Below are 24068 nucleotides of genomic sequence, written 5' to 3' on the forward strand. Positions count from 1 at the left end.
ACCCCAGAGGAACGCTGCATGCCTGGCATCACGCGCGAGGAGGTCGCCCACCTCGCCCGGCTGGCGCGTCTGGAGCTGAAGCCCGAAGAGCTCGACCACTTCGCGGGACAGCTGGACGACATCATCGGCGCGGTCGCCCGCGTCAGCGAGGTCGCCGACCAAGACGTACCGCCGACCTCGCACCCGCTCCCGCTGACGAACGTCATGCGCCCGGACGAGGTCCGTCCCTCGCTCACCCCCGAGCAGGCGCTCTCCGGCGCCCCGGCCCAGGAGCAGCAGCGTTTCAAGGTGCCGCAGATCCTGGGGGAGGACTAAGAAGTCATGACGGACATCATCAAGCTCACCGCGGCCCAGACCGCCGAGAAGATCGCCTCCGGCGAGCTCACGGCCGTCCAGGTCACCGAGGCCCACCTCGCGCGCATCGAGGCCGTCGACGAGAAGGTGCACGCCTTCCTGCACGTGGACCGCGAGGGCGCCCTCGCCCAGGCCCGCGCCGTGGACGAGAAGCGGGCCCGCGGCGAGAAGCTCGGCCCGCTGGCCGGCGTCCCGCTCGCGCTCAAGGACATCTTCACCACCGAGGGCATTCCGACCACGGTCGGCTCGAAGATCCTCGAGGGCTGGATCCCGCCGTACGACGCGACGCTCACCAAGCGGCTGAAGGCCGCCGACGTCGTCATCCTCGGCAAGACCAACATGGACGAGTTCGCCATGGGGTCCTCCACCGAGAACAGCGCATACGGCCCGACCGGGAACCCCTGGGACCTCACCAAGATCCCCGGCGGCTCCGGCGGCGGCTCCTCCGCCGCCCTCGCCTCCTTCCAGGCCCCGCTCGCCATCGGTACCGACACCGGCGGTTCCATCCGCCAGCCGGCCGCCGTCACCGGCACGGTCGGTGTGAAGCCGACCTACGGCGCGGTCTCCCGCTTCGGCATGGTGGCGTTCTCGTCCTCCCTGGACCAGGGCGGCCCCTGTGCCCGTACGGTCCTGGACGCGGCCCTCCTGCACGAGGTGATCGCCGGCCACGACCCGCTCGACTCCACCTCCATCGACGCCCCGGTCCCGCCGGTCGTCGAGGCCGCCCTGAGCGGCAGCGTGGCGGGCATGCGTGTCGGCGTGGTCAAGCAGTTCCGCGGCGAGGGCTACCAGGCCGGCGTCATCCAGCGCTTCGACGAGTCCGTGGAGCTGCTGAAGGAACTGGGCGCCGAGATCGTCGAGCTGGACTGCCCGTCCTTCGACCTCGCCCTGTCGGCGTACTACCTCATCGCGCCGTCCGAGTGCTCCTCCAACCTCGCCCGCTTCGACGGCCTGCGCTACGGCCTGCGCACCGGCGACGACGGCGGCCACTCGGCCGAGGAGGTCACCTCCCTCACCCGTGAGGCGGGCTTCGGCCCCGAGGTCAAGCGCCGCGTCATGCTCGGTACGTACGCCCTGTCGAGCGGCTACTACGACGCCTACTACGGCAGCGCGCAGAAGGTCCGCACGCTCATCACGCGCGACTTCGAGAAGGCCTTCGAGCAGGTCGACGTGATCGTCTCCCCGACGACCCCGACCACCGCCTTCGCGATCGGCGAGCGCGCCGACGACCCGATGGCGATGTACCTGGCCGACCTGTGCACCATCCCGACCAACCTGGCGGGCAACGCGGCCATGTCGCTGCCCTGCGGTCTCGCCCCGGAGGACAACCTCCCGGTCGGTCTGCAGATCATCGCCCCGGCACTGAAGGACGACCGGCTCTACAAGGTCGGTGCCGCGGTGGAGGCCGCCTTCGTGGAAAGGTGGGGGCACCCGCTCCTGGAGGAGGCTCCGTCGCTGTGAGCAAGGCAATGTCGAAGGCCAAGGGCTTCAAGAAGTCCAAGTCCGGCCTCTACCTGTCCATGGCCACCACCGCGTTCGGCGCGGTCGGCGTCGCCAAGCAGGCCAAGCTGGCCCGCGCCGAGAGCGACACGCTCCGTCTGGTCGACGCCGCCGTGTCCGCCGCCGCCATCGTCACCGGCCTCGCCATCCTCTACCGCGAGCTGAAGCGGTTGGGCGACGACGACGTCCTGCTGGGCTGAGAGGGAAGTTTCACCGTGACCACCACGACCGACCTGGTGTCGTACGAGGACGCGCTGGCGTCGTACGACCCCGTCATGGGCCTCGAGGTCCATGTCGAACTCGGCACCAAGACCAAAATGTTCTGCGGGTGTTCGACCGAGCTGGGCGCCGAGCCCAACTCGCAGACCTGCCCGGTCTGCCTCGGCCTGCCCGGCGCGCTCCCGGTCGTCAACGCGACCGGCGTCGAGTCCGCGATCAAGATCGGCCTCGCGCTGAACTGCGAGATCGCCGAATGGTGCCGCTTCGCCCGGAAGAACTACTTCTATCCGGACATGCCGAAGAACTTCCAGACCTCCCAGTACGACGAGCCGATCGCCTTCAACGGCTACCTCGACGTGCAGCTGGAGGACGGCGAGAGTTTCCGCGTGGAGATCGAGCGCGCCCACATGGAGGAGGACACCGGCAAGTCGACGCACGTCGGCGGCGCCACCGGCCGGATCCACGGCGCGTCCCACTCCCTGCTGGACTACAACCGCGCCGGCATCCCGCTGATCGAGATCGTCACCAAGCCGATCGAGGGCGCCGGCGAGCGTGCTCCCGAGGTCGCCCGGGCGTACGTGCGTGAGCTGCGCGAGCTCATCCGGGCGCTCGGCGTGTCGGAGGCCCGCATGGAGATGGGCCAGATGCGCTGCGACGTGAACCTGTCGCTGCGCCCGAACGGCACCGAGAAGTTCGGCACCCGTTCCGAGACGAAGAACGTCAACTCGCTGCGGTCCGTGGAGCGCGCGGCCCGCTTCGAGGTCCAGCGGCACGCGGCCGTGCTGTCGTCCGGCGGCACGATCATCCAGGAGACCCGGCACTTCCACGAGGACACCGGGTCGACGACCTCGGGCCGCGTGAAGGAGGAGGCCGAGGACTACCGGTACTTCCCGGAGCCTGACCTCGTCCCGGTGGCCCCGTCCCGCGAGTGGGTCGAGGAGATCCGGGCGGCGCTGCCCGAGATGCCGCTGGCCCGCCGTACCCGGCTGCTCGCCGAGTGGGGCATCTCCGCCACCGACATGCAGGCGATCCTCAACGCGGGCGCGCTGGACCCGATCGTCGCCACGATCGACGCCGGTGCCGACGCGGCCTCCGCCCGCAAGTGGTGGATGGGCGAACTGGCGCGCAGCGCCAACGAGTCCGGCACGTCCCTGGACGAGCTGGCGATCACGCCGGCGCAGGTCGCCCGGGTCACCGAGCTGGTCTCGAAGGGTGATCTGAACGACAAGCTGGCCCGGCAGGTCATCGAGGGCGTCCTCGCGGGGGAGGGCACCCCGGACGAGGTCGTCGACAAGCGCGGTCTGAAGGTCGTCTCCGACGAGGGCGCGCTCACCACCGCCGTCGAGGAGGCCATCGCCGGCAACCCGGCCATCGCGGACAAGATCCGCGGCGGCAAGGTGGCCGCGGCCGGCGCCCTGGTCGGCGCGGTCATGAAGGCCACCCGGGGCCAGGCCGACGCGGCCCGCGTCAAGGAGCTCATCCTGGAGAAGCTGGGCGTCAGCGAGGGCTGAGTCCGCACGGTGTACGGCCCCGGAGGCAGGACCTCCGGGGCCGTTCGCCTGCCTGCCGCTTTGAACGGGCGCCTCGCGTGCCGCGTACCGAGAAGGTATGCGCAAGAGTTCGATAGCAGTCGACGCCGCTCCCCGCACCTGGACCACTCAGCGACAGGTACTACGCTCGCCCGCCATGAGTGGACGTATTGCTTCCGGCACGCGATCTGAGATAGCCGAGGTGAACGACGTAGAGGTCCCTGCCGAGGAGCCCGCTGAGGACGAGGCGGAGGATCAGGCGGAGGACCGGACGGAGGACCGGACGGAGGACCGGACAGAGGGCCAGGCGGAGGGCCAGGCCGAGGACCTCGCCGAGGAGCAGGACGAGGACCCGGCCGAGGACGCGCGCCGGGCCCGCTGGATGGCCGGCGGCACCGGAGCCGTGCTGACGCTGGCCGGTGTCACCGCGTCGCTGATGCGCCTGAGCGACGTACCGGCCCTCGTGCCGGCCGCGTACGGCGTCGGTGCGGGCGTGTGCGCGCTCGCCGGGGTGCTGGGGGCCAAGGGCCGTACCCGGCGGGCGCTGTGGCTGCTGATCGTGGGCACGATGATCATGGCGCTCGGAGACCAGTTCGACTGAACTTCCCCGCGGGGTGACAGAGTCAGCGTGACTGTCCTGTGATGTGCCTCCCAGTCGCGTGCACAAGCCCGGGACCGCGGTAATCGGTCACTTCCGCCTGCAAGAGTTGTACTCCCCTTGCTCACACGTTCTTTGCGGGCTGTTCCATTTCTGGACGATCGTTCCCGGCCAAAGACCCACATTCCGCCCCTGGGAGCACGTCCGTGGCATTCCTTGCCCGTTGGTGTGTCCGGCACCGCCTGGTAGCCGTCCTGCTGTGGCTCCTCGCCCTCGGCGGGGCGACCGCGGCCGCGGCCTTCACCGGCTCCGCCTACTCGAACGACTACGAGGTACCCGGCACCGAATCCGGCCGCGCCGCCCAGCTGTTGCGGCAGGGCTTCCCAGACCTGGCCGGCGACGGAGACACCGTCGTCTGGCACACCACCTCCGGCACGGTCCGCGCCGCCGACGTCGAACAGACCATGACCCAGGCCCTCGACCGGATCGCCGGCCTGCCGGGCGTGGCCGCGGTGACAAGTCCGTACGACGGACCGGGCACCGGCAGGATCAGCCGCGACGGACACACCGCGTACGCCACCGTCACCTTCGACCGGCAGGCCGAGGACGTCAGCAAGTCCGAGGCCCGGGCCGTCGTACGCGCCGCCAAGTCCGCCGAGGCCGACGGACTTCAGGTCGAGCTGGGCGGCAGCGCCATCGCGCTGACGAAGCCCTCCGGCGGTCACCTGGCCGAGGCGGCCGGCGTGGTCGTGGCCGCGGTCGTGCTGTTCCTCGCCTTCGGCTCGCTCGCCGCCTCGCTGCTGCCCATCGCCACCGCGCTGGTGAGCGTCGGCACCGCGTACGCCGCGACCGTGCTGCTCGGCCACGCCATGACCGTCGCCGACTTCGCCCCCATGCTCGGCATGCTGATCGGGCTCGGCGTCGGCATCGACTACGCGCTGTTCATCGTGACCCGGCACCGGCGTGGACTGAAGCGCGGTCTGGAGGTCACCGAGGCCGCGGTGGGCGCCGTCGCCACCACCGGACGTGCCGTCGTCTTCGCGGGCGCCACTGTGTGCATCGCCCTGCTCGGGATGGTCATGCTGCGGCTGGGCTTCCTCAACGGTGTCGCCGTCGCCGCCTCGCTGACCGTGGTGCTCACCGTCGCGGCGGCCGTGACCCTGCTGCCCGCGCTGCTGTCCTTCATCGGCCCGCGCGCCCTGAGCCGGCGCGAGCGCCGCCGGCTGGCCGAGCACGGACCGCAGCCGGAGCTGCCCACGGGCCTCGCCGCCCGCTGGTCCGCCTTCGTCGAACGCCACCCCAAGCTGCTCGGCTCCGCGGCCGTGGCCGTCATCGCCCTCCTCGCACTGCCCACGCTCGCCCTCCGCCTCGGCACCTCCGACCAGGGCAACGACCCGAAGCCGTCCACCACACGCCAGGCGTACGACCTCCTCGCCGAGGGCTTCGGACCCGGCGTCAACGGGCCGCTCACCCTGGTGACACGGGTGGACGGCGGCGCCGGCCGACTGGCCCTCGACAACCTCGACGCCACCCTGCGCGCCACCGAGGGCGTCGCGTCCGTGACGCCCGTGCGCTACGACAGCGGCGGCGACACCGCCTACCTCACCGTCGTCCCCGACTCCGCGCCCCAGTCGCAGCGGACCAGCGAGCTCGTCGACCGGCTGCGCACCGAGGTCCTCCCGCGCGCGGAGGCCGGCACCTCGCTCGATGTGCGCGTCGGCGGTGTGACCGCGAGCTACGACGACTTCGCCGGCGTGATCATCGGCAAGCTGCCCCTGTTCGTCGCGGTCGTCATCGGGCTCGGCTGCCTGCTGCTCCTGGTCGCCTTCCGCTCGCTCGGCATCCCGCTGAAGGCCGCCGTGATGAACATCGCCGCCGTCGCCGCCGCCTTCGGCATCGTCGTCGCCGTCTTCCAGTGGGGCTGCGGCAGTGAGCTGCTCGGCCTCGGCAGGGCGGGTCCGATCGAGCCCTTCCTCCCCGTGATCATGGTGTCGGTGCTCTTCGGCCTCTCCATGGACTACCAGGTCTTCCTGGTCAGCCGGATGTACGAGGAGTGGCTCGAGACCGGCGACAACCGGCGGGCCGTCCGCGTCGGCCTCGCCGAGACCAGCCGGGTGATCAACTCCGCCGCGGTCATCATGATCTCGGTCTTCCTCGCCTTCGTGCTCAGCGGCGACCGGGTGATCGCGATGTTCGGCATCGCGCTGGCCTCCGCCGTCGCCCTGGACGCCTTCGTGCTGCGCACCCTCCTCGTCCCCGCCCTGATGCACCTGCTCGGCAGCGCCAACTGGTGGCTGCCGCACTGGCTGGAGAGCCGTCTCCCGCGCATCAGCATCGAGCCGCCCGAGTGCCGTGTCCCGCGTGAGAGGCTCACGGAGGCCGTGGTGGTACTGCAGGAGGAGCAGCAGCGCGATGTACGCGATATCGCTGGGTGACGACGGTGCCGAGCTTCGCCCCCTGGAGACCTGGCACGCCGAGGAACTCATCGCCAACATCGACCGGGGGCGGGAGTTCATCGGCCGCCACGTCGGTCTGCCGGACGTGGTCAGGGACCTGGAGTCGGCCCGCTCCTGGCTGCGCACCTACGCCGACAAGCGCGCCGCGGACGCCGGCAGCCTGCACGGGGTGTGGCTGGACGGCAGGCTCGTCGGCGGGCTGATGTTCCGCGTCTGGGACACGGCCGGCGGGGTCTGCGAGGCCGGCTGCTGGGTGGAGCCCTCCGCCGCCGGACGCGGGCTGGTCACGCGCGGTATGCGGGTCCTGCTGGAATGGGCGTTTGACGAGCGTGGCATGCACCGTGTGGAGTGGTACGTGTCGTCGGCCAACGAACCCAGCATCAACGTGGCGCGACGGCTGGGCATGACCCGCGAGGGCGTGCTCAGGGAAAACGATCTCTACCGGGGCGTGCGCACCAGCACCGAGATCTGGGCGGTGCTCGCCCCCGAGTGGCGTACGGCACGCGCGCGTGCCGCCCACGACGATCATTAAGAGACCTCTCAGACAGCGTCCGTACGGTGCGAGGCATGGGAACGAAGACAGTGGACGAAGCCGAGACCGGAGCCGAGGCCAAGAAGGGCGAGGCGACGGCAGACGTCACCAAGACCGAGGAGGAGCGTGCCGCCGGCCAGGTGACGGCCGAGAACGAGGAGAGCGACATCGAGGAGCCGGCCGGCGTGACCGAGGAGGCGGGTCCCTCCGGTGTCGGACAGGGTGCCGGTGCCGTGGCCTCCGCCGCCCTGGGCGTGGTCTCGCTCACCGGCGGCTGGATCGGCACCGTGGCCGCCTCGCGGGAGACCCTCATCGGCCAGATGAAGATGTCCCAGAGTTCGGGCGTCGCCGAGCAGCTCAAGGTCTACGGCGACTCCTGGCACACCACCGCGCTGTGGGCCGGCCTGTTCGCCCTGGTCGCGCTGATCACCGGCGTCGTGGTCCTGGCCCGGCCCGCCTTCGGCGCCCCGGGGAAGCCGCAGGCCGCGTGGATCAAGTCGGTCGCCTGGGCGGGCGTCTCGCTCGGAGTCATCGGCCTGCTCCTGGCCGTCCTGAAGTACTCCGACGCCCTGCTCGCCGTGCCCTCCGCGAGCTGAGCCGACCACCCGATCTGAGGGGCCTTAGGCGGTCCGTGAACACCTCACGGACGGTCTGAGGCCCCTTACATGTGTCCCGGCCCCGTCGGCCCGCCCAAGATGCGGAACTTTCCCGATGTGGCACACCCCCCTGGGAGACGACAGTGGAGTCATCACCGGAACCGATCCGGAAACCACCTCTCACCAGGGAAGTCACCATGTTCGAGCTTGAACTGCACCATGCCCGTTCCACCGAGCTGCACCGCCGTGCCGAGGCCGAGCGCCTGGCCCGCGAGGCCGTCCGCGGCCGGCGTGCGGCCCGCCGCGAGGAGGCGGCCCGCCGAGCCGCCGAGACCGAGGCCCATACCCACCGCCCACGCCGGGACCGGCTCGCCCGCGCCGCATGAGGGCGGAGGCGGAGGAGGGCGGCCGGACGGGGGTCGGCCGCCCTCTCCCATATGGTCGTACGACAAGCGTGCCGGTGCTGTGGAAAACCCGTCCCACGCCATCCGGCCCGCATGCGATGCTCTGGCCCGTGGAGACCAGATCCGTCAGTCCCGTATTCGTCGGCCGCACCGACGAACTGGGCGTCCTGAACGACGCGCTCGCCCGTGCCGCCGCGGGGGAGCCGCAGGCATTGGTGGTCGGCGGCGAGGCAGGCGTCGGCAAGACACGGCTCGTCGAGGAGTTCGCCACCGCCGCCTGCCGCCACGGCGCCGTGGTCGCGCTGGGCGGCTGCGTGGAGATCGGCGCCGACGGGCTGCCCTTCGCCCCCTTCTCCACCGCCCTGCGCACCCTGCGCCAGGCCCTTCCCGGCGAACTGGCCGCCGCGGCCGCCGGACAGGAGGAGGAACTCGCCCGGCTGCTGCCCGAACTCGGCGAGGCCACCTCCAGCAGGCACGACGAGCAGGGCATGGCCCGCCTCTTCGAACTCACCGCCCGCCTCCTCGAACGCGTCGCCGCCGAACGCACCGTCGTCCTCGCCCTCGAGGACCTGCACTGGGCCGACGCCTCCACCCGCCACCTCCTCGCCTACCTCTTCCGCACCCTGCGCACCGGCCGGCTCGTCGTCCTCGCCACCTACCGCTCCGACGACATCCACCGCCGCCACCCGCTGCGCCCCCTGCTCGCCGAACTCGACCGGCTGCGCACCGTCCACCGCCTCGAACTCGCCCGCTTCACCCGCGAGGAGGTCGGCCGCCAGATCGCCGGCATCCTCGCCACCCAACCCGACCCCGCCCAGGTCGACGAGATCTTCGAACGCTCCGACGGCAACGCCTTCTTCGTGGAGGAACTCGCCGTCGCCTCCTGCGAAGGCTGCTGCACGGGCCTCACCGACACCCTGCGCGACCTGCTCCTGGTCCGCGTCGAGGCACTCCCCGAAGCCGCCCAGCGGATCGCCCGGATCGTCGCCGAAGGCGGCTCCACCGTCGAATACCGGCTGCTCGCCGCCGTCGCCCGGCTGCCCGAGGACGACCTCATCGAGGCGCTGCGCGCCGCCGTCAACGCCAACCTGCTCAGCGCCACACCCGCCGGCGACGGCTACCGCTTCCGCCACTCCCTGGTCCGCGAGGCCGTCGCCGACGACCTGCTCCCCGGCGAGCGCTCCCGCCTCAACCGCCGCTACGCCGAGGCCCTGGAGGCCGACCCGGCGCTCGTCCCCGCCGACGCACGCGTGATGCGCCTGGCCAGCTACTGGTACCACGCCCATGACGCCGCCAAGGCCCTGCCGGCCGTCCTGGACGCCTCGGTCGTCGCCCGTCGCCGGCACGCCTACAGCGAACAACTGCGCCTGCTGGAGCGGGCGATGGAGCTGTGGGACACCGTCCCCGAGGACGTACGCAAAGCCCTGCGCCCCGTCGACTACACCGAGGTCTATCCCCCCTGCGGCTGCGACCCCGCCACCACACCCCTGCGCTACCTCGACCTCATGGCGGAGGCGGCCGTCGCGGGCCGCTTCTGCGGGGAACGGGAACGCGCCATGAAGATCGCCAAACGGGCGCTGCGGCTGCTGGAGGACGAGGACGACCCGCTGCGCGCCGCCTGGTTCTGGGTACAGCGCTCCCGCCTGGTCCAGGACCAGGCCCGCGGCGACGGCTGGAAGGAGCTGGCCACCGCGCAGGAACTGGTCCGCGGACTGCCGCCGTCGGAGGTGCACGCCGAGGTCCTCGCCTATGTCGCCAACTGGTCCATGCTGCACGAGCCCGGACCCGACGCCCTCGCCGCCGCCGAACGGGCCCTGCAGTACGCGCGCATGGTGGGCGCCCGGGAGACCGAGCTGCACGCCCGGCTCACCCTCGGCGGCCTCATGGTCGACGCGGGCGACGCCGAAGCCGGGCTCGCACAGATGCGCGAGGTCAAGGAGCAGGCACTCCAGGAAGGCGTCACACGCGTCGCGGGCCGCGCCTATGTGAACCTGTCCAGCGAACTGGGGGCGGTCGGCCGCGCCCGGGAGTCCCTCCCGATCCTGCGGGAGGGGATCACCTTCACCCGCAAGTTGGGCCTGCTGGACACCGAGGCGTGGGTGTGGGGCAACCTCTCCGCGGCGCAGTACGGGCTCGGCCAGTGGGACGAGGCCAACGAGGCCGCGGCCAACGCGCTCGCCGTAGGACACAGCGCGAAACCCCGGGGCATGGGCGCCCTCCGCCTCGCCGACCTGGCGCTCGGCCGGGGCGACATCGCCGAGGCCGGCCGCCATCTGGCCACCGCCCGCGCCCACTACGGCCCCCACGACCCCATGCCCCAGCACTGGCTGCCGCTGGCCCGCATCGCCATCGGCATCGCCGCGGCGGAGGGCAGACTGCTCGACGCCCGCGCCGAACTGCTGCGCGTCGTGGAACCCGGCTTCCCGCCCGGCACCCACCGCTACGCCTGGCCCCTGCTGGTGGCCGCCGCCACCGCCGAGGCCGACGCCCGTACCCTTCCCGCCACGACGGAGGGCCGGGCCGACTTCCTGGACCGACTCTCGGAGGCCGTCAGGAAACTCACCACCGGCCTGCCCGTCTGGCACGCGTACGAGAGATGGACCCGCGCCGAACTGCTGCGCGCCACCGGCGAGGACACCGCGGACATCTGGTCGGAGGCGGTGACCGCCTTCGAGTGCCTGGAACGCCCCTACGACCTCGCCCGCGTCCGGCACCGGCTCGCCCAGGCCCTGCTGTCCGACGGCGGCGACGACCAGCGCGACCGCGCAGCGGAGCTGCTCCGCCTCGCCGGGGCCGTCGCCGACCACCTGGGCGCCCGCACGCTCGCCGACGCCGTCACCCTGCTCGCCCAGCGCGCCCGCCTCACCCCGGCCCGTGCCCCGCGGCCGGTAGTCGCCACCGACCCCGCCGAGGCGCTCGGCCTCACCAGCCGGGAGCGGGACGTCCTGCGTCTGGTGTCCGCCGGCCGCACCAACCGCCAGATAGCCGAGGAACTGTTCATCTCCCCGAAGACGGCAAGCGTCCACGTGTCGAACATCCTGGCCAAGCTCGGTGTCTCCGGACGGGGGGAGGCGGCGGCGGTGGCGCATCGGCAGCGGCTGTTTCCGGCCGAAACACCCACGTCCCGGTCGGCGGGGTGAGGCCTACGCTGGATGGGATGTCGGCCCGGGGAGGCAGCGCGTGTTCAACGTCTTCGAGGAGCTGTTCGCGCCCGGCCGCAAACACACCCGCGACGAGCAGAACCGGCTGGAGCTGACCCGGGAGGACGTCGGCGACGGCGATCCCGGACGCGGGCCGATAGATCTCGCCTCCGGACAGGTCCTCGTACGGCTGCCGCAGCAACCCGAGGAGGACACCGCCGAAGACTGAGCGTGCCGGGGAGTGAGCGTCGCCGCCTTACTTCACCCGTACTTCCAGGATCCGGTCGTCCCCGCTCTTCGGCTTGCCCCGGCCGTCCGTGTTGCTGGTGACCAGCCACAGCTTGTCGCCGCCCGCCGCCGCCACGGTGCGCAGGCGGCCGTACGTACCGGTGAGGAAGGCCTGCGGGTCCGCCGAGGCCTTCGTGCCGTTCAGCGGGATGCGCCACAGGCGCTGCCCCTTCAGGCCGGCCATCCAGATGACGCCGTCCACGTAGGCGATGCCGCTGGGGGAGGCGTCGTCGGTGTGCCACTGGGCGACGGGGTTCTGGTACCGGGGGTCGTCCGACCTGCCCTCGGCGTCCGGCCAGCCGTAGTTGCCGCCGGGCTTGATCGCGTTCAGCTCGTCCCAGGTGTCCTGGCCGAACTCCGAGGCGAACAGGCGTTGTTCGCCGTCCCAGGCGAGACCCTGCACATTGCGGTGCCCGTAGCTGTACACCGGCGAGCCGGGGAAGGGGTTGCCCGTCGCCGGTTCGCCCTCCGGGGTCATCCGGAGGATCTTGCCGCCCAGCGACTTCTTGTCCTGGGCCAGGCCCCGCTGTCCGCTCTCGCCCGTGCCCGCGTAGAGCATGCCGTCCGGGCCGAAGGCGATCCGGCCGCCGTTGTGGATGTAGCCCTTGGGGATGCCCTTGAAGACCGTGTCGGGGGCGCCGAGCTGTTCGCCGGCGGGCTTGTGCTCGTCGTAGAGCATGCGGACGATGCGATTGTCGGAGGCCGAGGTGAAGTAGGAGTAGATCATGTGGTCCGAGGCGTAGTCGGGGGAGAGGGCGATGCCCAGGAGGCCGCCCTCGCCGGCCGGGGAGACCCCGGAGACCTTGCCCAGCTCCGTCTTCCTGCCCGTCTTCTCGTCGACCCGGACGACCGTCCCGTCGTCCCGGGACGAGACGAGCAGGCCGCCGTCCGGCAGGGGAGCGAGGCCCCACGGGGACTTCAGTCCCTCGGCGACCGTGCGCACCACCCGCACCGTGCCCTTGGCGGGCGGTGTCCGCTCGGCCGCCCGCCCCGAGGGGGACGCACCGGACGACGCTCCCCCCGCCGTCGTACTCCCGCCGCCACCCGGCGACGAACCCCCGTCCGAGGAGCAGCCGGCCGCCAGCAGGAGCGCGGCAGCGGCCAACGCGGCCGTCACAGCTCGACGTTGCACGATCATGGTCCCTTCACAGCGGCGGTTCCAGCGGAACCTCCACTGTCTCTCACACACCGCCCATGAGGGCCGGGTTCCCACTCCGCGCCCCCGCATCCGGCACGCGGCGCGTTCAGTCCCACGACCCCTGTGCCGCGGGCAGCCCCGCCACCTCCGCCAGGTCCTCCGCAGTCAGCCGGAGCCCGGCCGCCGAGGCGTTCGCGGCCACCCAGCGCTCCTGCTTGGCGCCGGGAACCGGGACGACATGGCGGCCCTGGGCCAGCACCCACGCCAGGGCCACCTGGGCGGGGGTCACCTCCTCGCCGTGCCGGCGCGCGACACGGCGCAGGCCGACCACGATCGGCTGGTTGGCGGCCATCATCTCGGCCGTGAACCGGGGGTGGCGGGCCCGGACGTCGTCCCGCTCGAAACCCTCGCCCGGGGTCATCGTCCCGGTCAGGAAGCCGTTGCCCAGCGGCATCGCGGCCAGGAAACCGACACCCCGCGCCTCGCACCAGGGCAGCAGCCCCGCCAGCGCCTCCGGCGACCACACCGACAGCTCGGCCTGCACCGCGCTCACCGGGAAGACCTGCTGCACCCGCTCGAGCTGCCGCAGCGTGGCGTCGTGCAGCCCGCGGCCCGAACGGCGGCCGGCCCGCGCACCCACCGCGCACAGCCCCAACGCCCGTACCTTTCCGGCCCGCACGAGCTCCGCCATCGCACCCCACGTCTCCTCGACCGGCACCTCGGGGTCCGCGCGGTGCAACTGGTAGAGGTCGATCACATCCGTCTGGAGCCGGCGCAACGACGCGTCGCACGCCCGCTTCACATACCCCGGCCGCCCGTTGGCCACGATGTGCTGCTCGCCGACCAGCAGGCCGACCTTGGTCGACACGAAGGCGTCCGCGCGCCGCTCCTTGAGCACCCGGCCCAGCAGCAGCTCGTTGGTGAAGGGCCCGTACATGTCGGCCGTGTCCAGGAGCGTCGAGCCCAGGTCCAGCGCCCGGTGCACCGCCCTGACCGACTCCTCGCCCCGCTGCCGCGACCCGCTGTACGCCCAGCTCATCGGCATGCACCCGAGGCCGACGGACCCCACCGCGAGCGCCCCCGCGCCGATCGTCCTGCGCTCCACCTGCCGTGAACCTCCCTCTGACCGGCCCCCAACCTAACCTCTGCGCCCGCAGGTCCCTGACATAGCCTCCAGAGCATGACTGCTGACGTGTGGCTCCCCCTCCCGGCCGAGGAGATCGAGGGGCTCCCCGAGGAACTCCGCTACCGGTTCTGGAACGGGGAGGAGGAGTTCCCCGCGGACCCGGCCGACTGCGCCTTCTACGTCGTGCCCTATATGAAGCCCAGCGCCCTGTGCGTACGCCCGCTGCCGTACATGCGCTCGCTCCAGGTCGTGCAGACGCTCTCCGCCGGTGTCGACAACGTGCAACGGGGCCTGAGCCAGGTCCACCCGGGCGTGCGGCTGTGCAACGCGCGCGGGGTGCACGAGGCCAGCACCGCCGAGCTCACGCTCGCGCTGATCCTCGCCTCGCTGCGCGGCATCCCCGACTTCGTACGGGCGCAGGACAAGGGGGAATGGCGCGCCGGTTTCCGTCCGGCCCTCGCCGACCGGACCGTCCTCATCGTCGGCTACGGAGCCATCGGCGCAGCCATCGAGGACCGGCTCGCGCCGTTCGAACTCGCGCGGGTGGCGCGCGTCGCGCGCTCAAGGCGCACCACGGCGCGCGGTCCGGTGCACCCGCTCACCGAACTGTCCTCCCTGCTCCCGGAAGCCGATGTCGTCGTCCTGGCCACCCCCTTGACAGCGGAAACCCGAGGCCTGGTCGACGCCGACTTCCTGGCCCGGATGAAGGACGGGGCGCTCCTGGTCAATGTGTCCCGGGGGCCCGTCGTCGACACCAAGGCGCTCCTCGCCGAGCTGGACACCGGGCGCATCACCGCCGCCCTGGACGTCACCGACCCGGAGCCGCTGCCCCCGGCGCACCCCCTGTGGCGGGCACCGGGCGTGCTGATCAGCCCCCATGTGGGCGGCCCCACCTCGGCGTTCCTGCCGCGCGCCGAACGGCTGCTGGCAGACCAGTTGCGCCGTTTCGTGAACCAGGAGCCCCTGCGCAACGTGATCCTTACAACAGGCTCCCCGGCAGGGTCGTAATCCGTTTCGCGTACCCTCCGCGACCTTGTGGACGCAGCGCGTACGCACCTCGCCGTTGATCGTCACGGAGCGTAGAGAAGCTATGTCCCTGAGTGACGAGACTGGTGTATCGTCCCGACAGGGGCTGCGCCGCGGACCGTTCGGCGCCGGGGATGGACATTTCAGAATTTGTGAGGGGGGCGACGGGCGATGCACGGCCTATGGACGAACGATCCGACGCGGCGGAGCCGCCGACGGCGACCCTGGCGCAAGGCCACGCGCAAGCGCGGCCACCACACCAGCCACCACCACACCAGCCACCACCCACGGACCGGGAGGGCCCGGTGAGCCCCCCGCCCGTGACGACCCTCGACACGGCACTGCGCCCGCAGCGCCCGTCGGGGACGCTGCTGCCCCGTCCGCCGGCATCCGGCGACGGCTCACGCCTGGTCCACCAGCTGGTCCTGGCCCTGATCTGCGCGGGATACGCCGTCGGTTCCGCGTTCGGCTGGGGCTCGAACGAAGTCGCGCTGTTCATGGGCGACTTCGGGCTCACCGGCGCGGCCGGCACCGCCGCGGTCTCCTGCTTCCTCTACGCCCGCAGCCCCAGGGTCCGCTTTCGACCCGCCTGGCTGCTGTTCGCCCTCTCGTCGGCGATGGCGGCCCTGGGCAACGCGGTCTGGGGCTGGTACGAGGTCGTGCTGGACCAGGCCGTGCCCAGTCCCAGCTACGCCGACCTGTTCTTCCTGTGCTTCGCGCCGCCCGCCATCGTGGGGCTGCTGGTCCTCGCCAAGCGCCCCGCGAACAAGGCGGGCTGGATCTGTCTGGCGCTGGACGCCTGGCTGATCGGCGGCTCGCTGCTCACCCTGTCGTGGAGCCTCGCGCTCGCCCAGGCCGCCCGGTTCGAGGGGCCGAGCGTGGCGCACGCCGCCCTGTCGCTGGCGTACCCGCTGCTCGACATCGCGCTCGTCAGCATGGTGCTCGCCCTGCACTTCCGGCGCGCACCGGGCAACCGCACGGCGGTGAACACCGCCATCGGCGCGCTCGCCCTGACCGTGCTGTGCGACGCCCTGTTCACCTCTCCGCTGCTGCACAGCAGCTACCACTCGGGCCAACTGCTCGACGCGGGCTGGTTCGCCGGCTCCCTGCTCCTGGCGTACGCCCCCTGGGCCGCTCCCCGGCACCAGGGTCAGCAGAACGCCGACCGGGACCGGAGTGCCGCCGACGGCCACACGCGCGTGGTCCACGAGCACGTGCCCGGACAGCGCGGCGGCGGCCACCACAAGACGGCGGCCACCGCCCCCGAGCCCGCGCCGGGAGGTGATCACAGCCGGTACCCGGCGGCCCCGCCCCTGACCGGCTCCCTGGCCGCGCTCACCCCGTACCTGGCCGCGGCGGTGTGCACGCTGGGCATCCTGTACAACGTCCTCGACGGCCGCAGCCCCGACCACGTGGTGCTGATCACCGCCGGCTGCGTGGTGCTCGCGCTCGTCGTACGCCAGGGCATCATGCTGCTCGACAACATCACCCTCACCCAGGAACTGGCCCAGACGGAGAACCACTTCCGCTCCCTGGTGCAGGGCTCCAGCGACGTCATCATGATCGCCGCGCCCAACGGCATCCTCCGGTACGTCTCCCCGGCCGCCGCCGGGGTCTACGGACGGCCCGCCGAGGAACTGGTGGGCACCGAACTGGCCGCTCTCATCCACCCGGAGGACCTGGGCTGCGTGGTGCACGAGGTGCGCCGCTTCCTCGCCGCCAGCCCGCTCGAGGAACCCACCACCCGCATCGAGTGCCGCTTCCGGTCCGGCGAGGGCCGCTGGCTCAACGTCGAGTCCACCGTCAACCGCCACCACGGCGGCCTCATCTTCAACAGCCGGGACGTGACCGAGAGAGTGCGGCTGCAGGCGCAGCTCCAGCACAACGCCGAGCACGACCCGCTCACCGACCTGCCCAACCGCTCCCTGTTCACCAAGCGCGTGCAGCAGGCCCTGTCCGGCCGCCGCGCCTCCGACCGGGGTGCCCATCTGCGCGGCACGGCCGTCCTCTTCATCGACCTGGACGGATTCAAGGCCGTCAACGACACGATCGGGCACCAGGCCGGGGACGAACTGCTCGTCCAGGCCGCCCGCAGACTCCAGGACGCGGTCCGGCACGGGGACACCGCGTCCCGGCTGGGCGGCGACGAGTTCGCGGCCCTGATCGTCGGGGACGGCACCCGTGACCGTGCCGCCCGGGAGCGGAACATCCTGGAGCTCGCCGACCGCCTCAGGCTGACCCTCTCCCAGCCGTACCTCATCGACGGCAACGACGTCCGCGTCAACGCCTCCATCGGCGTCGCCTTCGCCGAACCCGACCTCGGCGCGGGTGAGCTGCTGCGCAACGCCGACCTGGCGATGTACCGGGCCAAGTCGGCCGGGAAGGGCCGCGTCGAGCTGTACAAGCCCCAGATGCAGCAGGACGTGGTGCGCAAGGCGGAGCTGGCCACGCGGCTGCGTGCCGCGCTGCACGACGGCGAGTTCGCACTGCTGCACCAACCGGTGGTGTGCCTGGAGAACGGCCGGATCACATCGGTCTCCGCGCAAGCCCGCTGGCGCTCCTCTCAAGGGGTGCTGTTCACCCCGGCGGAGTTCCTGCGGGTGGCCGAGGACAGCGACAAGACCTCGGAACTCGGCCGCTGGATCCTCGAGGAGGCCGTGGAACAGGCCGCCGAGCGGGCCGCGACCGGGCTCACCGTGCCCGTGTCCGTCCGGATGAGCGCCCGGCGGCTGCTGGACCGCTCCATGCCGCTCGGCTCGGTGGAAGCCCTCCTCACCCGGCACGGGCTGGCCTCCGGCTCGCTGGTCCTCGAACTGTCCGACACCGACCCCCGGGTCAGCCTGGACGAGCTGGAGCGGCGCCTGACCGCCCTCAGCCGGCTCGGCGTCCGCATCGCGCTGGACGGCTTCGGCAGCGGCTACGCGGCGATCACGGCACTGCGCAGACTCCCCGTCGACGTACTGAAACTCGACCGCGGCCTGGTCGAGGGCGTCGTGGAGTCGGCGCGGCTGCACAAGATCACAAGCGGGCTGCTCCGCATCGCCACCGACCTCGGGCTGCAGTCCGTGGCCGAGGGCGTGGACCTGCCCGAGCAGGTCGCGGCGCTGCGCGCGATGGGCTGCACCCACGGGATGGGCATGGCCTTCTCCGGGCCGCTGGACGAGTACCGGCTGCGCAGAGCGCTCGGATCCGGCCACTATCCGGTTCCGCACGCACCGGCCGAGCCGGCGCCGGCCTTCGCGGGCGGTGCGGCGGGGGTGTACACCAGTGGTGTCACCGGCGGTGTCTCCGCGGTCTTCGGAGGCGGCAGTGCCCTACGCTCACATAATGAGACTCCCGTCCCACCCACTTGACACGTGGTGCGCGTCGGGGGGAGGGTCAGTGCCATGCGCACCCGAATCCTCGTACTTGGACAGCGCGTCGGCTGAGCTGGGACCCACCGGAGGACGATCCGGAAACCCCAGCGACCCTCACCGGCGCGCTCCCCTCGCTTGCCTTACGGCACGAGGGGTTTTTTGTTGCACAGGCACCTGTCGTACAGCAGTCGTACACCGCACAAACCTCGCGAAACACTTCGCGAAACCCTCGCAAAAACCTCAGCATCGAGAAGAGAATGCCGATGACCGAGCAGGCCACCGGGGCCAACCATCCGCAGCCGCGGCCCCGATCCGGAGGACAGCACTCCGCCCCCGTCGAGCACGTCACGGGCGCGCAGTCCCTCATCCGCTCCCTCGAGGAGGTCGGCGCTGACACGGTATTCGGCATCCCCGGCGGCACCATCCTCCCGGCGTACGACCCGCTGATGGACTCCACCAAGGTCCGCCACGTCCTGGTCCGGCACGAGCAGGGCGCCGGCCACGCGGCCACCGGCTACGCGCAGGCCACCGGCAAGGTGGGCGTCTGCATGGCGACCTCGGGACCCGGCGCCACCAACCTGGTCACCCCGATCGCCGACGCCAACATGGACTCGGTGCCCTTGGTCGCGATCACCGGGCAGGTGGTGTCCTCCGCGATCGGTACGGACGCCTTCCAGGAGGCGGACATCGTCGGCATCACCATGCCGATCACCAAGCACAGTTTCCTGGTCACCAAGGGCGAGGACATCCCGCGGGTGATCGCGCAGGCGTTCCACATCGCCTCCACCGGCCGCCCCGGACCGGTCCTGGTCGACATCCCCAAGGACATCCTCCAGAAGAAGACCGTCTTCTCCTGGCCGCCCGTCATGGACCTGCCCGGCTACCGCCCGGTGACCAAGCCGCACGCCAAGCAGATCCGCGAGGCCGCCAAGCTGATCACCACCGCCAGGCGGCCCGTCCTCTACGTCGGCGGCGGTGTCCTCAAGGCCCACGCCACCGCCGAGCTCAAGGTCCTCGCCGAGCTCACCGGAGCGCCCGTCACCACCACCCTGATGGCGCTCGGCGCGTTCCCCGACAGCCACCCGCTGCACGTGGGAATGCCGGGCATGCACGGTTCGGTCACCGCCGTCACCGCGCTGCAGAAGGCCGACCTGATCGTCGCCCTCGGAGCCCGCTTCGACGACCGCGTCACCGGCAAGCTGGACAGCTTCGCCCCGTACGCGAAGATCGTCCACGCCGACATCGACCCCGCGGAGATCGGCAAGAACCGCGCCGCCGACGTGCCGATCGTCGGGGACGCCCGCGAGGTCATCGCCGACCTGATCCAGGCGGTGCAGAAGGAGCAGAGCGAGGGGTCCAAGGGCGACTACACCGCCTGGTGGAAGGACCTCAACCGCTGGCGCGAGACCTACCCGCTCGGCTACGACCAGCCCGAGGACGGCTCCCTTTCCCCGCAGCAGGTCATCGAGCGCATCGGGCAGCTCGCGCCCGAGGGCACGATCTTCGCGGCGGGCGTCGGCCAGCACCAGATGTGGGCGGCGCACTTCGTCCAGTACGAAAAGCCCGCCACCTGGCTGAACTCCGGCGGCGCCGGAACCATGGGCTACGCGGTCCCGGCCGCGATGGGCGCCAAGGCGGGCGTGCCCGACCGGGCGGTCTGGGCGATCGACGGCGACGGCTGCTTCCAGATGACCAATCAGGAGCTCACCACCTGCGCCCTGAACAACATCCCGATCAAGGTCGCCATCATCAACAACGGCGCCCTCGGGATGGTCCGCCAGTGGCAGACCCTCTTCTACAACCAGCGGTACTCCAACACCGTGCTGCACTCCGGCCCGGGCGACGAGCCCAAGGGCCCGAGCGCCGGCACCCGTGTCCCCGACTTCGTGAAGCTGTCGGAGGCCATGGGCTGCCACGCGATCCGCTGCGAGTCCCCCGAGGACCTCGACAAGGTCATCGAAGAGGCGAACTCCGTCAACGACCGCCCGGTCGTCGTCGACTTCATCGTCCACGAGGACGCGATGGTGTGGCCGATGGTCGCCGCCGGCACCTCCAACGACGAGATCATGGCCGCCCGGGACGTCCGCCCCGACTTCGGCGACAACGAAGACGACTGAGCCAGGAAGAGCGAAGAGGAAGACCAGACATGTCCAAGCACACGCTCTCCGTCCTGGTGGAGAACACCCCGGGCATCCTCGCCCGGATCGCCGCGCTGTTCTCCCGCCGCGGCTTCAACATCGACTCGCTCGCCGTCGGCGTCACCGAGCACCCCGACATCTCCCGCATCACCATCGTGGTGCAGGTCGAGGACCTGCCGCTGGAGCAGGTGACCAAGCAGCTCAACAAGCTGGTCAACGTGCTGAAGATCGTGGAGCTGGAGCCCACGCAGGCCGTTCAGCGCGAACTCGTCCTCGTGAAGGTGCGCGCCGACAACGAGACGCGCTCCCAGATCGTCGAGATCGTCCAGCTCTTCCGCGCCAAGACCGTCGACGTCTCCCCGGAGGCCGTGACGATCGAGGCCACCGGCAGCGGCGACAAGCTGTCGGCCATGCTCAAGATGCTGGAGCCGTACGGCATCAAGGAACTGGTCCAGTCCGGCACGATCGCCATCGGCCGCGGCGCCCGCTCGATCACGGACCGGTCGCTGCGCGCGCTCGACCGGTCGGCGTAACCCTCGTTGCGGCGGCCGGGCGACACCGGCCGCCCGTATCGCGAGATCCCGAAACCTCCCTCCCGCCCGCCGTCATACGGTGGGAGCAACACCTGCACACCAAGGAGAGAACCCAAAGTGGCCGAGCTGTTCTACGACGCTGACGCCGACCTGTCCATCATCCAGGGCCGCAAGGTCGCGGTCATCGGCTACGGCAGCCAGGGCCACGCCCACGCGCTGTCGCTGCGCGACTCGGGTGTCGACGTGCGGGTCGGTCTGCACGAGGGCTCCAAGTCCAAGGCCAAGGCCGAGGAGCAGGGGCTGCGCGTGGTGACGCCGTCCGAGGCCGCCGCCGAGGCCGACGTCATCATGATCCTGGTCCCGGACCCCATCCAGGCCCAGGTCTACGAGGAGCACATCGCCCCGAACCTGAACGACGGCGACGCCCTGTTCTTCGGCCACGGCCTGAACATCCGCTTCGGCTTCATCAAGCCCCCGGCCGGCGTGGACGTCTGCATGGTCGCCCCGAAGGGCCCGGGCCACCTGGTCCGCCGCCAGTACGAGGAGGGCCGCGGCGTTCCCTGCATCGCCGCCGTCGAGCAGGACGCCTCCGGCAACGCCTTCGCGCTCGCCCTGTCGTACGCCAAGGGCATCGGCGGCACCCGCGCCGGCGTCATCAAGACCACCTTCACCGAGGAGACCGAGACCGACCTGTTCGGTGAGCAGGCCGTCCTCTGCGGTGGCACCGCGGCGCTGGTCAAGGCGGGCTTCGAGACGCTGACCGAGGCCGGCTACCAGCCGGAGATCGCCTACTTCGAGTGCCTGCACGAGCTGAAGCTGATCGTGGACCTCATGTACGAGGGCGGCCTGGAGAAGATGCGCTGGTCCATCTCCGAGACCGCCGAGTGGGGCGACTACGTCACCGGCCCGCGCATCATCACCGACGCCACCAAGGCGGAGATGAAGAAGGTCCTCGCCGAGATCCAGGACGGCACGTTCGCCCAGCAGTGGATGGACGAGTACCACGGCGGCCTGAAGAAGTACAACGAGTACAAGCAGCAGGACTCCGAGCACCTGCTGGAGACCACCGGCAAGCAGCTCCGCAAGCTGATGAGCTGGGTGAACGAGGAGGCGTAGGCTTCCAGAAGGCCCAGTCTCCAGGGGCCGGAGCAAACTGCTCCGGCCCCGTTGGCCTTGGCTTGGCCCCGGCTTGGCCAAACCGTCCTGCCACGGACGGGTGATCTCTCCGCAGAGGCGTAAGACACCCCCTGTCACGCCACTACACTGCTGCACAACACGCGTCAGGCCCACAGCGTCGTGCGTCTTCCGCGGCAAGCCACCCTCCACCGCATGCGGCCGTCGGGACGGCCGTCCGCACGCATTGGACTTGTGAGGACCTCACGTGAGCTCGAAACCCGTCGTACTCATCGCTGAAGAGCTTTCGCCCGCGACCGTCGACGCGCTCGGCCCGGACTTCGAGATCCGGCACTGCAACGGCGCCGACCGTGCCGAGCTGCTGCCCGCCATCGCCGACGTGGACGCGATCCTGATCCGCTCGGCCACGAAGGTCGATGCCGAGGCGATCGCCGCGGCGAAGAAGCTGAAGGTCGTCGCGCGCGCCGGCGTCGGCCTGGACAACGTGGACGTCTCCGCCGCCACCAAGGCCGGCGTGATGGTCGTCAACGCCCCCACCTCGAACATCGTGACCGCCGCCGAGCTGGCCTGCGGTCTCCTCGTCGCCACCGCCCGCCACATCCCGCAGGCCAACGCCGCGCTGAAGAACGGCGAGTGGAAGCGCAGCAAGTACACGGGCGTGGAGCTCGCCGAGAAGACCCTCGGTGTCGTGGGCCTCGGCCGCATCGGCGCGCTCGTCGCGCAGCGCATGTCCGCGTTCGGGATGAAGGTCGTCGCCTACGACCCCTACATCCAGCCCGCTCGCGCCGCGCAGATGGGCGTCAAGGTGCTGTCGCTGGACGAGCTGCTCGAGGTCTCCGACTTCATCACCGTGCACCTGCCCAAGACGCCCGAGACCCTCGGACTGATCGGCGAGGAGGCGCTGCGCAAGGTCAAGCCGTCGGTGCGGATCGTCAACGCCGCGCGCGGTGGCATCGTCGACGAGGAGGCGCTGTACTCCGCCCTCAAGGAGGGCCGTGTCGCCGGCGCCGGCCTGGACGTGTACGCCAAGGAGCCGTGCACCGACTCCCCGCTGTTCCAGTTCGACCAGGTGGTGTGCACCCCGCACCTCGGCGCGTCGACGGACGAGGCCCAGGAGAAGGCCGGCATCGCCGTCGCCAGGTCCGTCCGTCTCGCCCTCGCCGGTGAGCTCGTGCCGGACGCGGTCAACGTCCAGGGCGGTGTCATCGCCGAGGACGTCAAGCCGGGCCTGCCGCTCGCCGAGCGCCTCGGCCGGATCTTCACCGCGCTCGCGGGCGAGGTCGCGGTCCGCCTCGACGTCGAGGTGTACGGCGAGATCACCCAGCACGATGTGAAGGTGCTGGAGCTGTCCGCGCTCAAGGGTGTCTTCGAGGACGTCGTCGACGAGACCGTGTCCTACGTCAACGCCCCGCTGTTCGCCCAGGAGCGCGGTGTCGAGGTGCGCCTGACCACCAGCTCCGAGTCGGCCGACCACCGCAACGTGGTCACCGTGCGCGGCACGCTCGCCGACGGCGAGGAGGTGTCGGTCTCCGGCACCCTGGCCGGCCCGAAGCACCTCCAGAAGATCGTCGCCGTCGGTGACTACGACGTCGACCTCGCGCTCGCCGAGCACATGGTCGTCCTGCGGTACGAGGACCGTCCGGGCGTCGTCGGCACCGTCGGCCGCATCCTCGGCGAGGCGGGCATCAACATCGCCGGTATGCAGGTCGCCCGTGCGGCGGTCGGCGGCGAGGCGCTGGCCGTGCTGACCGTCGACGACACGGTGGGCTCCGGCGTGCTGGCCGAGGTCGCGGAGGAGATCGGCGCCACGTCGGCCCGCTCCGTGAACCTCGTCTGACCCGGTAGTGACCCCGTAGTGCCCCGGTAGGCCGCAGCAGTACGAAAGCGCCGGGGGGGGGGGGGGGGGGCGCCCCCCCCCCCGCGGGGGGGGGGGCGGCCGGGGGGGGGGGGGGCCGCGTCGCAAGAAGCCGCCCCCCCACCCCCGCCCCCCCGGGCCGCCCC

The 24068-nt window shown here is 71.4% G+C and carries 19 protein-coding genes; 17 read left to right on the top strand and 2 right to left on the bottom strand.

What is annotated here, in order from left to right; translation table 11 throughout:
- The first annotated feature begins 18 nt into the window (after positions 1-18).
- The 11 genes from gatC (at position 19) to ACH45E_RS38515 (ending at position 11557) form a co-directional block, all read left to right on the top strand.
- The gene (gene gatC / locus ACH45E_RS38465) at positions 19-315 is read left to right on the top strand and encodes an Asp-tRNA(Asn)/Glu-tRNA(Gln) amidotransferase subunit GatC (protein ID WP_031117542.1); all 297 of its coding nucleotides are present in this window, start codon (positions 19-21) and stop codon (positions 313-315) included.
- A 6-nt stretch (positions 316-321) separates the two neighbouring features.
- The gene (gatA, locus tag ACH45E_RS38470) at positions 322-1815 is read left to right on the top strand and encodes an Asp-tRNA(Asn)/Glu-tRNA(Gln) amidotransferase subunit GatA (protein WP_361452043.1); all 1494 of its coding nucleotides are present in this window, start codon (positions 322-324) and stop codon (positions 1813-1815) included.
- Positions 1812-2054 (top strand): hypothetical protein, encoded by a 243-nt coding sequence (locus ACH45E_RS38475; RefSeq protein ID WP_361452040.1) that lies wholly within the window; start codon positions 1812-1814, stop codon positions 2052-2054. Before gatA ends, ACH45E_RS38475 begins: the two co-directional genes overlap by 4 nt.
- A 15-nt stretch (positions 2055-2069) precedes the next feature.
- Positions 2070-3584: an Asp-tRNA(Asn)/Glu-tRNA(Gln) amidotransferase subunit GatB gene (gatB, locus tag ACH45E_RS38480; protein WP_361452037.1), complete on the top strand. Its 1515-nt coding sequence runs from the start codon at positions 2070-2072 to the stop codon at positions 3582-3584.
- Between the two features lie 175 nt (positions 3585-3759).
- Complete coding sequence (locus ACH45E_RS38485; RefSeq protein ID WP_361452035.1) at positions 3760-4203, top strand: hypothetical protein; 444 nt, start codon at positions 3760-3762, stop codon at positions 4201-4203.
- Positions 4204-4406: 203 nt separating this feature from the next.
- Positions 4407-6635, top strand: a complete 2229-nt coding sequence (locus tag ACH45E_RS38490) for an MMPL family transporter (protein WP_361452032.1) — start codon at positions 4407-4409, stop codon at positions 6633-6635.
- Positions 6613-7188 carry a GNAT family protein gene (locus ACH45E_RS38495; RefSeq protein ID WP_361452029.1) on the top strand — a complete coding sequence of 192 codons (576 nt, stop codon included), beginning with the start codon at positions 6613-6615 and terminating at the stop codon, positions 7186-7188. The genes ACH45E_RS38490 and ACH45E_RS38495 overlap by 23 nt, the downstream gene beginning before the upstream one ends.
- A gap of 35 nt (positions 7189-7223) precedes the next feature.
- A complete protein-coding gene (locus tag ACH45E_RS38500; RefSeq protein WP_361452026.1) occupies positions 7224-7784 on the top strand; it encodes a hypothetical protein in 561 nt (186 codons plus the stop codon).
- A gap of 197 nt (positions 7785-7981) precedes the next feature.
- The gene (locus ACH45E_RS38505) at positions 7982-8170 is read left to right on the top strand and encodes a hypothetical protein (protein WP_361452023.1); all 189 of its coding nucleotides are present in this window, start codon (positions 7982-7984) and stop codon (positions 8168-8170) included.
- A gap of 116 nt (positions 8171-8286) precedes the next feature.
- On the top strand, positions 8287-11328 hold the full coding sequence (locus ACH45E_RS38510) for an AAA family ATPase (RefSeq protein WP_361452020.1): 3042 nt from the start codon (positions 8287-8289) through the stop codon (positions 11326-11328).
- A gap of 40 nt (positions 11329-11368) precedes the next feature.
- Positions 11369-11557, top strand: a complete 189-nt coding sequence (locus ACH45E_RS38515) for a DUF6191 domain-containing protein (protein ID WP_361452017.1) — start codon at positions 11369-11371, stop codon at positions 11555-11557.
- A gap of 27 nt (positions 11558-11584) precedes the next feature.
- Here the strand turns inward: ACH45E_RS38515 and ACH45E_RS38520 are convergent, their stop codons facing one another.
- Both ACH45E_RS38520 and ACH45E_RS38525 read right to left on the bottom strand, forming a co-directional pair.
- Positions 11585-12754 (bottom strand): PQQ-dependent sugar dehydrogenase, encoded by a 1170-nt coding sequence (locus ACH45E_RS38520; RefSeq protein ID WP_361452014.1) that lies wholly within the window; start codon positions 12752-12754, stop codon positions 11585-11587.
- Positions 12755-12860: 106 nt separating this feature from the next.
- On the bottom strand, positions 12861-13859 hold the full coding sequence (locus tag ACH45E_RS38525) for an aldo/keto reductase (RefSeq protein ID WP_361452011.1): 999 nt from the start codon (positions 13857-13859) through the stop codon (positions 12861-12863).
- Between the two features lie 75 nt (positions 13860-13934).
- Here ACH45E_RS38525 and ACH45E_RS38530 point away from each other — a divergent pair, with 75 nt between their 5' ends.
- The 6 genes from ACH45E_RS38530 (at position 13935) to serA (ending at position 23904) form a co-directional block, all read left to right on the top strand.
- Entirely contained in the window at positions 13935-14888 is a 954-nt protein-coding gene (locus tag ACH45E_RS38530; RefSeq protein ID WP_361452008.1) for a 2-hydroxyacid dehydrogenase, read from the top strand.
- A 323-nt stretch (positions 14889-15211) separates the two neighbouring features.
- The gene (locus ACH45E_RS38535; RefSeq protein WP_361452005.1) at positions 15212-18259 is read left to right on the top strand and encodes an EAL domain-containing protein; all 3048 of its coding nucleotides are present in this window, start codon (positions 15212-15214) and stop codon (positions 18257-18259) included.
- A 266-nt stretch (positions 18260-18525) separates the two neighbouring features.
- A complete protein-coding gene (locus ACH45E_RS38540; protein WP_361452002.1) occupies positions 18526-20379 on the top strand; it encodes an acetolactate synthase large subunit in 1854 nt (617 codons plus the stop codon).
- A gap of 29 nt (positions 20380-20408) precedes the next feature.
- A complete protein-coding gene (ilvN, locus tag ACH45E_RS38545) occupies positions 20409-20933 on the top strand; it encodes an acetolactate synthase small subunit (RefSeq protein ID WP_361451999.1) in 525 nt (174 codons plus the stop codon).
- A 117-nt stretch (positions 20934-21050) separates the two neighbouring features.
- Positions 21051-22049: a ketol-acid reductoisomerase gene (ilvC, locus tag ACH45E_RS38550; protein WP_361451996.1), complete on the top strand. Its 999-nt coding sequence runs from the start codon at positions 21051-21053 to the stop codon at positions 22047-22049.
- 265 nt (positions 22050-22314) lie between these two features.
- Complete coding sequence (serA, locus tag ACH45E_RS38555; protein ID WP_361451993.1) at positions 22315-23904, top strand: phosphoglycerate dehydrogenase; 1590 nt, start codon at positions 22315-22317, stop codon at positions 23902-23904.
- The last annotated feature ends 164 nt before the right edge of the window (positions 23905-24068 follow it).

Source organism: Streptomyces sp. NPDC020299, assembly GCF_044387825.1.
Classification (GTDB): domain Bacteria; phylum Actinomycetota; class Actinomycetes; order Streptomycetales; family Streptomycetaceae; genus Streptomyces.

Bases quoted from the DNA above. Each gene is read 5' to 3' on its own strand.
- ACH45E_RS38510 (WP_361452020.1), top strand. From the start codon at position 8,287: ATGCTCTGGCCCGTGGAGACCAGATCCGTCAGTCCCGTATTCGTCGGC.
- ACH45E_RS38530 (WP_361452008.1), top strand. From the start codon at position 13,935: ATGACTGCTGACGTGTGGCTCCCCCTCCCGGCCGAGGAGATCGAGGGG.
- ACH45E_RS38520 (WP_361452014.1), bottom strand. From the start codon at position 12,754: ATGATCGTGCAACGTCGAGCTGTGACGGCCGCGTTGGCCGCTGCCGCG.
- gatA (WP_361452043.1), top strand. From the start codon at position 322: ATGACGGACATCATCAAGCTCACCGCGGCCCAGACCGCCGAGAAGATC.
- ACH45E_RS38485 (WP_361452035.1), top strand. From the start codon at position 3,760: ATGAGTGGACGTATTGCTTCCGGCACGCGATCTGAGATAGCCGAGGTG.
- ilvN (WP_361451999.1), top strand. From the start codon at position 20,409: ATGTCCAAGCACACGCTCTCCGTCCTGGTGGAGAACACCCCGGGCATC.
- ACH45E_RS38495 (WP_361452029.1), top strand. From the start codon at position 6,613: ATGTACGCGATATCGCTGGGTGACGACGGTGCCGAGCTTCGCCCCCTG.
- gatC (WP_031117542.1), top strand. From the start codon at position 19: ATGCCTGGCATCACGCGCGAGGAGGTCGCCCACCTCGCCCGGCTGGCG.
- ACH45E_RS38505 (WP_361452023.1), top strand. From the start codon at position 7,982: ATGTTCGAGCTTGAACTGCACCATGCCCGTTCCACCGAGCTGCACCGC.
- ACH45E_RS38540 (WP_361452002.1), top strand. From the start codon at position 18,526: ATGACCGAGCAGGCCACCGGGGCCAACCATCCGCAGCCGCGGCCCCGA.
- ACH45E_RS38500 (WP_361452026.1), top strand. From the start codon at position 7,224: ATGGGAACGAAGACAGTGGACGAAGCCGAGACCGGAGCCGAGGCCAAG.